10 protein-coding genes are annotated in these 11622 nt (G+C 66.5%); 5 read left to right on the forward strand and 5 right to left on the reverse strand.

The genetic code is table 11. From position 1 onward, the window contains the following. Positions 1-2: 2 nt before the first annotated feature. The 3 genes from VF194_RS08760 to VF194_RS08770 all read left to right on the forward strand — a co-directional run bounded on the left by VF194_RS08760 (position 3) and on the right by VF194_RS08770 (position 3501). Positions 3-353 (forward strand): helix-turn-helix domain-containing protein, encoded by a 351-nt coding sequence (locus VF194_RS08760; protein ID WP_330890064.1) that lies wholly within the window; start codon positions 3-5, stop codon positions 351-353. A 168-nt stretch (positions 354-521) separates the two neighbouring features. Further along, entirely contained in the window at positions 522-2705 is a 2184-nt protein-coding gene (locus tag VF194_RS08765) for a VTT domain-containing protein (protein ID WP_330890066.1), read from the forward strand. A 10-nt stretch (positions 2706-2715) separates the two neighbouring features. Further along, entirely contained in the window at positions 2716-3501 is a 786-nt protein-coding gene (locus VF194_RS08770; RefSeq protein WP_330890068.1) for an endonuclease/exonuclease/phosphatase family protein, read from the forward strand. Here the strand turns inward: VF194_RS08770 and VF194_RS08775 are convergent. From VF194_RS08775 to hslV, 3 genes are all read right to left on the reverse strand, one after another. Continuing rightward, positions 3498-4277, reverse strand: coding sequence for an SDR family oxidoreductase (locus VF194_RS08775; RefSeq protein ID WP_330890070.1), 780 nt, complete (start codon positions 4275-4277; stop codon positions 3498-3500). The genes VF194_RS08770 and VF194_RS08775 overlap by 4 nt on opposite strands. Before the next feature lie 125 nt (positions 4278-4402). Further along, positions 4403-5719: an ATP-dependent protease ATPase subunit HslU gene (hslU, locus tag VF194_RS08780; RefSeq protein WP_330890072.1), complete on the reverse strand. Its 1317-nt coding sequence runs from the start codon at positions 5717-5719 to the stop codon at positions 4403-4405. After that, on the reverse strand, positions 5716-6279 hold the full coding sequence (gene hslV / locus VF194_RS08785; protein ID WP_330890074.1) for an ATP-dependent protease subunit HslV: 564 nt from the start codon (positions 6277-6279) through the stop codon (positions 5716-5718). The genes hslU and hslV overlap by 4 nt, the downstream gene beginning before the upstream one ends. Positions 6280-6510: 231 nt before the next feature. Between hslV and VF194_RS08790 the strand changes: the two genes are divergently transcribed. Further along, positions 6511-7383 (forward strand): hypothetical protein, encoded by an 873-nt coding sequence (locus VF194_RS08790; protein WP_330890076.1) that lies wholly within the window; start codon positions 6511-6513, stop codon positions 7381-7383. Positions 7384-7401: 18 nt separating this feature from the next. Here the strand turns inward: VF194_RS08790 and VF194_RS08795 are convergent, their stop codons facing one another. Both VF194_RS08795 and VF194_RS08800 read right to left on the reverse strand, forming a co-directional pair. Next, entirely contained in the window at positions 7402-8223 is an 822-nt protein-coding gene (locus tag VF194_RS08795) for a hypothetical protein (RefSeq protein ID WP_330890077.1), read from the reverse strand. 282 nt (positions 8224-8505) lie between these two features. Beyond that, positions 8506-8967 (reverse strand): helix-turn-helix domain-containing protein, encoded by a 462-nt coding sequence (locus VF194_RS08800; RefSeq protein WP_330890079.1) that lies wholly within the window; start codon positions 8965-8967, stop codon positions 8506-8508. A gap of 609 nt (positions 8968-9576) precedes the next feature. Here VF194_RS08800 and VF194_RS08805 point away from each other — a divergent pair. Continuing rightward, positions 9577-11622, forward strand: a 2046-nt coding sequence (locus VF194_RS08805) for a methyl-accepting chemotaxis protein (RefSeq protein ID WP_330890082.1), incomplete at its 3' end; no start/stop codon positions are given.

Genomic DNA, 11622 nt, shown 5'->3' on the forward strand with positions numbered 1-11622 from the left:
CCATGACTCCCTTCGGCGCCCGTATCCGCAGCCTGCGGGAAGCGCGCGGCATCAGCCTCAAGCAGATGGCGGCCGATCTGGGCGTTTCGTCCGCCTATCTCTCGGCGCTCGAACATGGCCATCGCGGCCGCCCGTCCTGGATCCTGCTGCAGCGCATCTGCGGCTATCTCAACATCATCTGGGACGATGCCGAGGAACTGGCCGAGCTGGCCAAGCTGTCGCATCCGCGCGTTACCATCGACACGGCTGGCCTGCATCCCAAGGCCACGCTGCTGGCCAACGAGCTGAGCCGCAGGATCGGCCAGCTCGACGAGCCCAAGCTGGACCAGATGCTGAAGCTGCTGCGCAACTGAACGGCAATCTTTCGCGCCGCAACGCCGCGAAAATCCGGCAATCCCCGAATTCGTCACGACTTTGCCGCAAGCGTGTCACACAGGCGCGCCAGTAATCTTACGCATCAGCCATTTTCCGTTCCGCGGTGTTTATGCCGCTATGACGAGATTGCGAACGGAGATGACCGCGTGAGTATCGAGGCGAATGCAACCGACATCTTTGCGCCCGCTGGTTCCAGGCCCGGCGCCGGCCGGCTGTTGCAGCCCGGGAACAACGTCTGGCGCCTGGAGCGGGCGCATCGCGCCGCCGTGCTGATCGATGCGGCGGCGTATTTCGCCGCCTTGCGCCAGGTGCTGCAACGGGCGCAGCACAGCATCTACGTGATCGGCTGGGACATCGACAGCCGCACGCCTCTGGTCGGCGCCGATGGCGAAACCCACGACGATCTGCCGAAGACGCTCGGCCCCTTCCTGAGCGCCCTGGTCGAACGCAATCCGGAGTTGTCGATCAAGCTGCTGCTCTGGGATTACTCGCCGCTCTATTCGCTCGAGCGCGAGAAGATGCCGGCCTTGACCCTGCAATGGACGACGCCGCCGCAGATCGAGCTGTGCCTGGACAAGATGGTGCCGATCGGCGCCTCGCACCATCAGAAGATCGTCGTGGTCGACGATACCGTCGCCTTCGTCGGCGGCCTGGATCTGACCGTCCGCCGCTGGGATACCCAGGATCATGCGCCGATGGATGCCCTGCGCGTCGATCCGGCGGGCAGCATCTATCCGCCCTTCCACGACGTGCAGATGATAGTGGATGGCGATGCGGCCGGCGCCCTGGGCGATCTTGCGCGCAAGCGCTGGAAGCGGGTGACCCAGGAGAGGCTGCCGCCGCTGCAGCCCGAGGAAGCCGGCGATCCCTGGCCGTCATCGCTCCGGCCGCATTTTCGCAACGCGACCATCGGCATCGCGCGCACGCAGCCGCATTACGGCAGCGAGCCGGAAGTGCGCGAGATCGAAAGGCTGTTCCACGACATGGTCGGCGCCGCCGAGCGCCACCTTTATATCGAGAACCAGTTCCTCACCTGCCAGGCGGTCGCCGAGAGCCTGATCGCGCGGATGCGCGCGCGGCCCGCTCTGGAGGTGCTGATCGTCTGTCCGGCCGGCTATTACTCCTGGCTGGAGCAGCAGATCATGCTGTCCGGGCGCATCCGCTTCATGGAGGGCCTGCGCCAGGCCGGCCTGGGCGACCGCGTGCGGCTGGTGCATCCGCATGTCGAGCGCGACGGCGAGGCGGCGGATGTGAAGGTGCATTCCAAGCTGATGATCGTCGACGACCGTATCCTGCGCGTCGGCTCGGCCAATCTCTGCAACCGTTCGATCGGCCTGGATACCGAATGCGATCTGGTGCTGGAAGCAGCCGATGAGGCCGAGCGGCAGCAGATCCGCTGCATCCGCGATACGCTGCTGGCCGAGCATTGCGGCGCCGGCCTCGAGGAGGTGCAGGCTGCGCTCGCCGCGCATGACGGGTCCTTGTTCGCCGCCCTGGACCGGCTCGCGAACCGCGCGCACCGGCTGCAGCCGATCGACGACAACATCAAGAGCGTCGAGCTGATGGCGCCGATCAGCCTCGTCGCCGATCCGGAACGGCCGATCGGCGCCGAGGATTACATGCCGGCGCTCGACGGCGATCAGCCCGGCCAGAGCCGGCTCGCCACCATCCTCAAGATCGGGCTGATGATCCTGATCGTCGTCGGCCTGGTGCTGGCCTGGCATTATACGCCGCTGGCCGAGATGGTTTCGCTCGACCGCCTGACCGAATCCTTCGCCCGCGCCGCCGAAAGCAATTGGGCGCTGCCGGTCGTGCTCGGCATCTACGCGCTGGGCGGCCTCGTCGCCTTTCCGGTCACGCTGCTGATCGCCGCCACCGCCGCCGCCTTCGGCACCTGGCCCGGCCTGCTCTTCGCCGCCGCCGGGGCGGTCTTCAGCGCGCTGGTGACCTATCTGGTCGGCCGCAAGCTCGGCGCGAATCTGCTGCGGCAGTTCATGGGGCCGCGCATCCACCGCGTCGCGCGGCGCGTCAAGGATCACGGCGTGCTGGCGGTGACCATGCTGCGCGTGATGCCCACGGCGCCCTTCACCATCGTCAATCTGGTCGCCGGCGCCACCAAGATCAGGATTTCGGATTATCTCCTCGGCACCCTGCTCGGCCTGGCGCCCGGCATCCTGATGCTCTCCGCCCTTGGCGGCCGTCTGCTGGAGATACTGCATGCGCCAAGCCTGGGCGATGTATTGCTGATCGTCGGCTTCCTGCTCGGCTGGCTGGCCCTGTCCTACGGATTGCAGCGTCTGATCTCGCGCTGGCGCAAGGCGCCCGGATGACGAGGTCGGGATGGATGCAACGCCGGTGAGCCCGCCCGACGGGGCCAACATCCGCGTCTTGACCTGGAACGTGCATGCCGGCATCGGGCCGGACGGGCGGTTCGATCTCGGCCGCATCGTCGATCTGGTGCGCCGGCATAATCCCGACATCGTCGCCCTGCAGGAAATCGATTCCCGCGGCAAGGGCGAGGTTTCGCCCTTCTCCTTCCTCGCCAAGGCGCTCGGCAGCCATGCGGCGGAGGCCAGGACGATCGTCGCCCCCGACGGCTATTACGGCCATGCGCTGATCAGCCGCTGGCCAATGGGCGACGTCGCGGTGCATGATCTGTCGGTCTATCGCCGCGAGCCGCGCTGCGCCATCGAGACGACGATCACCACGCCCTACGGGCCACTGCACCTCGCCTCGGTCCATCTCGGCCTGGGCTGGCACGAGCGGCGCGAGCAGGCGGCGATGCTGGCGGCGATCGCCGGCACCTCGCGGCGCACCACGATCCTGCTGGGCGACTTCAACGACTGGTTTTTCTTCGGCTCGGTGCGCCGGGCGCTGAAGACCATCCTGCCCCGGCGCACCATGCACCCGACCTATCCATCCTTCCGGCCGATGCTGCGGCTCGACCGCATCTATTGCCGGCCTGCGGATGCCTTGCTGAAAAGCTGGACCGACCAGGCCGCGCGGCGGATTTCCGATCATCTGCCGGTGATCGCCGATATCCGGCTCGGCGGCTTCGATGCCGAAGGCGCCGGCCCGCAGCCGCTCTCGCTGACCGAGGCGGCGACTTTCCCGGCCGAAGCCTAGCGCGGGCGCGGCATCGCCAGCCGGATGCCGCTGTCGATCAGCAGCGTTTCGCCGGTCACGTTCGGTGCCGAGGTGAGGAAAAAGACGATGCTCTCGGCGATATCCTCGGCTTTGTTGCTCGCCTGCAGGACGGAGTTGCTCTTCCAGTTGGCCAGGGCCGCCTCGTAGGCCGCCTCGCCCATACCCTGCTTCAGCCACTCGCCCTCGACGAAGCCGGGGCAGACGGCGTTGATGCGCACCTCCGGGCCGAGCACGCGGGCGAGGCTGAGCGTCAGGCCGTTCAAGGCCGCCTTGGAGGCGACATAGGCGAGCGAGGAGCCGGTGCCGTAGACGCCGGCAACGGACGAGACATTGACGACGGCGCCCTTGGCCGCGCGCAGATAGGGCTCGGCGGCGCGGATCATCTGGAAGGGCCCGATCGTGTTGACGGCATAGATGCGCTGGAAATCCTCGGCGCTCAGCCCGCCGAGATTCCTGTGGGCGACGAATTTCGTCGTGCCGGCATTGTTGACCAGGAAATTCAGGCGGCCGAACTGCGCCACCGTCTCGTCGACGACGCGCCGGCAGGCCGCATCATCGGCGACGTCGCCGGGGGTGAGGAAAGCGCGGGCGCCCAGCTTTTCGCATTCCGCCGCGACCGCCTCGGCGGCATCCCTGCTCTTCGAATAGTTGATCGCCACCGCGCAGCCGCGCCGGGCCAGCAGCCGCGCCGTGGCGGCGCCGATGCCGCTGGAGGCCCCGGTGATCAGGGCGACGCAATCGTTCAACTCGGGCATGGCGAATCCTCCGGCTTGTCGTTTTGGCAGCCGCAAGGATGGCGCAAATTCGCCGCCGCGTCACCGGTGAGGATATCCGCCGGGCGCGGGGACGCTCTCCGGCACGGCACGGCGGCGACGCGGCGCTAGAGGATGAACTTGCTGAGATCGCTGTTCCTGGCCAGATCGCCGACCCGTTCGTTCACATAGGCGGCGTCGATCGTGATCGTCTCGCCGGAATGGTCGGAAGCCGTGTAGCTGATTTCCTCCAGCACGCGCTCGAGGATGGTATGCAGCCGGCGGGCGCCGATATTCTCCACCCCGTCATTGACATCGGCGGCGATGCGCGCGATCGCGTCGATCGCATCGTCGTTGAAGACGAGCTTGACGCTCTCGGTCTCCAGCAGCGCGACATACTGCTTGAGCAGGCTGGCCTCCGGCTCGGTCAGGATGCGCTTGAAATCCTCGCGCGTCAGGCCCTTGAGCTCGACGCGGATCGGCAGGCGGCCCTGCAATTCGGGCAGCAGGTCGCTCGGCTTGGCGATATGGAAGGCGCCGGAGGCGATGAACAGGATATGGTCGGTCTTCACCGGGCCATGCTTGGTCGCCACCGTGGTGCCCTCGATCAGCGGCAGCAAATCGCGCTGCACGCCCTCGCGCGAGACATCGGCGCCGCCGCGGTATTCGCTGCGGGCGCAGATCTTGTCGATCTCGTCGATGAAGACGATGCCGTTCTGCTCAACCGAGGACAGCGCCTCCTTGGTGACCATCTCCTGATCGAGCAGCTTGTCGCTCTCTTCCTGGGTCAGCAGCTTCATCGCCTCGGCCACCGTGGTCTTGCGCGGCCGCCGGCGCATGCCGCCGAGCGCCTTGCCCAGCATGTCCTGCAGATTGATCATGCCCATCTGCGCGCCGGGCATGCCGGGAATCTCGAACATCGGCATGCCGCCGCCGGTATCGGGCAGGTCGATCTCCAGCTCGCGCTGGTCGATCTCGCCCTCGCGCAGCATCTTGCGGAATTTCTGCCTGGTCTCGACGCTGGCCTTCTCGCCGACCAGCGCATCCAGCAGGCGCTCCTCGGCGGCCAGTTCGGCGCGGGCGGCGACTTCCTTGCGGCGCTTCTCGCGGATCATGGAGACGCTGATCTCGACCAGGTCGCGCACGATCTGCTCGACATCGCGGCCGACATAGCCGACCTCGGTGAACTTGGTCGCCTCCACCTTGATGAAAGGCGCATTGGCGAGCTTGGCCAGCCGGCGCGAAATCTCGGTCTTGCCGACGCCGGTCGGGCCGATCATCAGGATGTTCTTCGGCAGCACCTCGTCGCGCAGGGCCTCGGGCAGCTGCTGACGGCGCCAGCGGTTGCGCAGGGCGACCGCAACGGCCTTCTTGGCGTCATGCTGGCCGACGATGTAGCGGTCGAGCTCGGAAACGATTTCGCGGGGAGAGAACGGCGTGGTCATGCGATCTTTTCGATGATGATGTTGCGGTTGGTGTAGACGCAGATATCGGCGGCGATCTCCAGGCTGCGCCGGGCGATCTTCTCGGCATCCATGTCGTCGCGGTCGATCAGCGCCCGCGCCGCGGCCAGCGCGTAATTGCCGCCCGAGCCGATGCCGATCAGGCCATCTTCCGGCTCCAGCACGTCGCCGGTGCCGGTCAGCACCAGCGAAACTGATTTGTCGGCGACCGCCATCATCGCCTCCAGGCGGCGCAGATAGCGGTCGGTGCGCCAATCCTTGGCCAGCTCGACGCAGGCGCGCGCCAGCTGCCCGGGATAGCGCTCCAGCTTGGCTTCCAGCCGCTCGAACAGGGTGAAGGCGTCGGCGGTGGCGCCGGCGAAGCCGGCGATGATCGAACCGTCGCCCAGCCGGCGCACCTTGCGCGCATTCGATTTGATCACGGTCTGGCCGAGGCTGACCTGGCCGTCGCCGGCCAGCACAACCTCGCCGCCCTTGCGCACCGCCAGGATGGTGGTGCCGTGCCAGGTCGCTGCGGAAGGCCGCTCGTCGCTGCTGCTCATCGTGGGCTAATCCTCATGTGCAATAGTCCCTTCATGTAGGAAGGCAGGGCGTCCGGCGCAAGCGCACGCAAAGGTAACCGTCGCCGGGGCCGGGACGGCAAATTGCTACCGCCGGTTTGATTGGGTTTCCAAATGTTTATCCGGGTGTATAGCGGGCTTCTCTCGACTTGGTTCCGGGCCTGCAATAGTATTCTCCGATCGGAAGCAGGCAGCGACCGATGGGGGTGACGTATGGAGTATCTGATCGATCCAAGTGGCCGCTGGTGGCGCTGGCCCTCCTTTGTCCTCGCCGAGCAGCTTGGCTATTCGGACCCCGATTTCGATCTCGCCGGCTATGCCGCGCGCAACCTCGGCTATGTCTGGGTGCTGCAGCAGCCGGAAGCGACCTTCCTGCAATTCCGCGCCGGCATGATCAGCCCGGCGGCGGTGAATGCCCTGCGGCCGTATCTTCAAAAGGCGGTCAAGGCCGGCCCGGTCGGCCTCGTCTATTTCGCCAGCGGCTGGCTGGAAGAAGCCTTCGCGCAGAGCGAGCCCTTGATCGCCCGCCTCGACGAACTGGCCAGCTTCATCGAGCCGCGTTCGCGCGATCTGTTCATCCGCAAGTCGTACAATCCCTGGCAATGGCTGCAGGATTGCAGCGACGACCTGACCGGGCTGTTCACATTATGGCGTGCGGTCGGCGAGGTCTTCTCCGATCCGATTCAGGCTTACCTGCAGCGGACCGGCCTCGCCTCGCGCACGGTGTTCGTCCGCCCCAATCCATATGGCGAGCTTCTGGTGCAGAATAGCGGCGCCGGTTTCACCGTCTATGACGGCTTCTCGTTCCATGTCGCGGAGGGCCGGAAGCTGGAAGACCAGCCCGACAGGGCCTATGGCCGCTGGGTGCGCGAAGCCTATGCCGCCGCGCTGCATGACGGCGATCCGCGCATCGACGATATCGATGCCATCGTCGAGCAGCCGGACCACGATCCGCGCCGCCGCCGCTATCGCCGGGTCATTCTGCGCTGGCGGGAGCCGAATGGCGGGATGATTCTGACCGGCAGCTCGCTGCTCAATCAGAATATCGCCATCCCGCTCGATTTCGGCCGCCCGTATTCCAGCTAGACGGACCCGGTCACGCGATCAGATCGCGGGGCTGACCTGCCTTGCCGTCTCCGCGGCGCGGCGGCGCTGATTTTCCTCCGCCGCCTGCAGCGTTTCGTCGAAGCGGTGCATGTCCGCCAGCAACTCGGCGCGGTCCATCCACACCAGGGTGCCGTCCAGCCGGATTTCGCTGGCGGAATTCATCCAGCGGATGCCGGGCTCGACATTGCGATAGCCGTAAGCCCTGGCGACGCCCTTGGCGACCAGGGCATGGCTGACCATGCTGAAGGTGTAGTCGGTGTCCCACAGCGTCAACGCCAGCGCGCGCGAAATGCGCGGCAGGATCATCGGCATCAGCCGCTTGCGGTAGTCGGGATGAATCCAGGTCCCGCCCGAATAGACCACGCGGCGCGAGATCCGCGTCGCGGCGGAGCAGGAAACCAGGCAGGATTCCTCCGGCAGCTTCTGTCTCTCGGGATCGGGATAGAACAGCCGCAGGCTGGTCAGGTAATCGGCCAGGGTTTCCTCGCCGAGATCGAAGAAGCGCGCCGCCTGGGTCGTGACGACGTTGCCGTCTTCATCGCGGCCCATGATCCAGAAGCCGCAACTGCGGTCGATGCCGCCATAGGCGCAATCGAAACTCGGCGCGAGGCCGTGCCAGCTGCCGTAGTTGCGCGCATTCACTTCGCGCAGCATCTCGAAATCGGTGCTGAGCGAGAGGGTGACGCCGCGCTCGCGGGCGGCCTTGTCGGCGGCGAGGAAGAAGCGGCCAAGCTCCGGCCGCGGGCCGTGCCTGAGCGTGATCTGATCGGGCAGGCGGCGCGAGAGCGACTGTTTGATCTTTGGCGTGTGGATGGTCATGACAGGCTCCATTGCTGTGAGAAACAGCACCGAGCCTATCGCGTATAAGTTAGGTGTCTATGAGGAAACTCTATCTCAGGGAATCAAACCTGCCCGGCGGTCCTGCCCACTGCCCGCGCGCCGCCGGGATTTGTCCGACAATCCGGCCCCGAAATTTTTCCACAAAAAAGCCGCTCGCGGCGGCCTCGACATTCGTCGGTTTGCTGTGGGGCTTGCTATGGGGGGCTTGCTAGGGGACGGCGCGCGGCGCGCATCCGGCGATGCGCGCCGCAGCGTGTCCCGTCAGCTTTCCACGCTCTCCGGCGCGGCGGCGGTGTCTTCCTCGCCCTCTTCCTTGCCGCTGTAGGAGGCGGCAGCGGCCTTGATGAGCTGGAAGATACGGTCGCGGACCGTAGAATCCGTGATCTTGCCGAAATTGCGCACCAGCTCCAGCGCCTGACGGCGCGAGACGGGGCTCTTGTCCTGCTCGATCTCGGAAACCACGGCATGCTCGGGCCGCGCCTGCGGCTGCTGCTCGATGCCGGGCATGTCCTCGAAGAAGTAGGAGGGCGGCACGTTGAGGATCTGGGCGAATTGCTGCAGCCGGCTGGCGCCGATCCGGTTCAAGCCCTTCTCGTATTTCTGGATCTGTTGGAAGCTGAGGCTCACAGCGGCACCGAGACGTTCCTGGCTGAAGCCGGCGAGCGTGCGGCAGGCCCGCAGGCGGGCGCCCACATGCGCATCGTAAGGGTTCGGTTTACGCATCGACTTCTCCCTTTAAAGTGAGTCCGTCAGTGGAATTATGGTAGTGTTATTACCATTAGTTTGCCCGCGTTGCTACCGGGCTGCGCATCTCCCAAGCCGGCCAAAGGCCTGCCAATCCCGCAACTTATACATAAACCGGGGCGGTCGAATCCATTGCCGGAGAAAGGGTTACAGCCGCCCGCCGGCATTTCGCCGCCGCCGCCGCCACAAATTGGACACAATGCATGGCGGGTAAATTTTTCGTAACGGCAAGTCGGCACCAGGCTTAATTTGCACGAGCCCTGCCGGGACCGCTTGACCGATCCGGCGGCTGCCGTAAGGGTTAGCGGCGGGTGGGTTAAGGGAACGCCAGACGAATGGGCGCCGGCAGATACCGCGGCAATGCCGCGCAAGGCATCGGGGTCCTTCATGGCGCAGGCCATCGCATTCAGGATGAACACGAATTTGTCCGGGTCCGTGCATTCGCGCCGTCTTTGCGGGCGGCGCGGCGGGCCCGTGCTGCGGCGATGCGCCCTTCGCGAGGCCGGCCGTCCCTGAACGTTTCTGCTTTCTTCAGCCCGAAATCCGCTGCCCGCCCGAGCGGCGCCGTCGTGAAGGAGATTACAGTCCATGGCCGTTTCCGAGACCGCTGTCGATTTTGCCGAGGCCGGCATCTCCGCCGATCGGTCCGCGCCGCTTCAGGCCGGACCTGCGCAGCCTGAACCGGTTCGGCCAGCACCCGTGCCGCCGAAGCGGCGCCTGCCGTGGCTGACGGCCTGGATTTCGCGGCTCGGCATCCGCCCCCGCATCGCCATCGGCTTCGCCGCCTGCCTGACCCTGCTGGTCATCGTCGCCGTCGCCGCCGTGCTGGGCATCCTGCGCGGCGACAAGGCCTTCGGCACCTATGACGAGGTCACGGCAAACGGCCGCCAGGTGCAGACTTTCGAACGCAATCTGGTGGACCTGCGGCGCAACCTGCTGCTCTTCGTCGAGCGCGACGACCCGCGCGGCCTGCTCGCCCTGCGCCGGCTCGAGCCGCAATTGCGCGACGGCCTGAAGGCGATCACCGAGGACACGACGGAGCCGCAGCGCAAGGCGCTGCTTGGCGAGATCGCGCCGCTGCTGGACAGCACCTTCGACAAGCTCGGCCAGGCGATCAAGGCGCGCAACGCGGTCAAGGAGATCAACGGCAGCCAGCTCGACGTCTACGGCCCGAAGGCGCATGAGAGCCTGATGCAGCTCATCCGCACCGCGATCCGCAGCAACGACATGCCCACCGCCACCGAGGCGGGCCTGGTGCTGGATGCCTTTTCCGATATCCGCCTCGCCGCCACCCGCTTCATCGGCCAGGGCGAGATGGGCATGGCCAACGAAGCCCGCGGCAAGGTGAAGACCTTCGTCGACATGATCGACGGCCTCAAAGGCTCGCTGGACAAGCCCGAACTCAAGCAGCTTGCCGAGGATGCGGAGAAATTCGCCCGCGAATATGAAAGCGGCATCGTCGCCGCCGCCAAGGCCGCGACCGATCTCAACCGGCTGATCTATCAGGAGATGGAAGGCGATATCGGCAGCATCGCCGAGCGGCTCGAGAAGGTGAAGGCCAGCGAGGTGGCCGAGCTGAAATCCGTGCAGACCGCCACCAACACCACCTTCCGGGCCACCTTCGTCGCCGTCCTGGTGCTGTCGGCCGCCGCGCTCGTCATCGGCCTGCTATTCGCCTGGCTGATCGGCCGCAGCATCGCCAACCCGGTGATGGCGCTGACCGACGCGATGGGCGTGCTGGCCAAGGGCGATTACAGCGCCGCCGTGCCGGGGCTCGAACGCGCCGACGAGATCGGCCGCATGGCCGCCGCGGTCGAGGTGTTCAAGCAGCAGGGCGCCGAGAACGAGAAGCTGCGCGGCGAAGTGGAGGCCGAGCGCGCCGCCGCCGAACGGCAGCGGCAGGAGCAGGATGCGCTGCTCGACCGCGCGGTCGGCGAGATCGTCTCCGCGGCGGCGGATGGCGATCTGACCCAGCGCATCGACACGGCGCCGCTTTCGGGTGTCGCGGCCAAGCTCGGCGGCGGCGTCAACCAGTTGCTGGACGCGATCGGAGCGGCGATCGAAGAGGTCGGCACCGTATTGGCCGGTCTGGCCGCGGGCGATCTGACCCGGCGCGTGGCCGGCGAGTATCGCGGCGTCTTCGCCAAGCTGAAGGAGGACGTCAACACGGCGGGCGCGACGCTGGCCGAAGCGTTGCGCCGCATCGCCGAGAGCGCCAATACGGTGCGCGACGCCGCCGGCGAAATCTCGACCGGCAGCCAGGATCTGGCGCAGCGCACCGAAAGCCAGGCCGCCGCGCTGGAGCAGACCGCCGCCTCGATGCATGAGATCACCGCGACGGTGAAGCAGAATGCCGACAATGCCCAGGCGGCCAATCAGCTCGCCGTGGCGGCGCGCGACATCGCCGACCGCAGCGGCAGCATCGTGCATCAGGCGGTCTCCGCCATGGGCGAGATCGAGGCCAGTGCCCAGCGCATCAGCGATATCGTCTCGCTGATCGACGAGATCGCCTTCCAGACCAACCTGCTCGCCTTGAACGCCAGCGTGGAAGCGGCGCGCGCCGGCGAGGCCGGCAAGGGTTTCGCCGTCGTCGCCCAGGAAGTGCGCGCGCTGGCGCAGCGTTCGGCCAATGCC

The sequence above is a fragment of the Ferrovibrio sp. genome (genome assembly GCF_036381655.1).
Classification (GTDB): Bacteria; Pseudomonadota; Alphaproteobacteria; order Ferrovibrionales; family Ferrovibrionaceae; genus Ferrovibrio.

Coding starts and splice junctions, on each gene's coding strand:
- hslV (WP_330890074.1), bottom strand. CDS start 6,279: ATGAGCAGCAGCGACGAGCGGCCTTCCGCAGCGACCTGGCACGGCACC.
- VF194_RS08795 (WP_330890077.1), bottom strand. CDS start 8,223: ATGACCATCCACACGCCAAAGATCAAACAGTCGCTCTCGCGCCGCCTG.
- VF194_RS08790 (WP_330890076.1), top strand. CDS start 6,511: ATGGAGTATCTGATCGATCCAAGTGGCCGCTGGTGGCGCTGGCCCTCC.
- VF194_RS08775 (WP_330890070.1), bottom strand. CDS start 4,277: ATGCCCGAGTTGAACGATTGCGTCGCCCTGATCACCGGGGCCTCCAGC.
- hslU (WP_330890072.1), bottom strand. CDS start 5,719: ATGACCACGCCGTTCTCTCCCCGCGAAATCGTTTCCGAGCTCGACCGC.
- VF194_RS08800 (WP_330890079.1), bottom strand. CDS start 8,967: ATGCGTAAACCGAACCCTTACGATGCGCATGTGGGCGCCCGCCTGCGG.
- VF194_RS08760 (WP_330890064.1), top strand. CDS start 3: ATGACTCCCTTCGGCGCCCGTATCCGCAGCCTGCGGGAAGCGCGCGGC.
- VF194_RS08770 (WP_330890068.1), top strand. CDS start 2,716: ATGGATGCAACGCCGGTGAGCCCGCCCGACGGGGCCAACATCCGCGTC.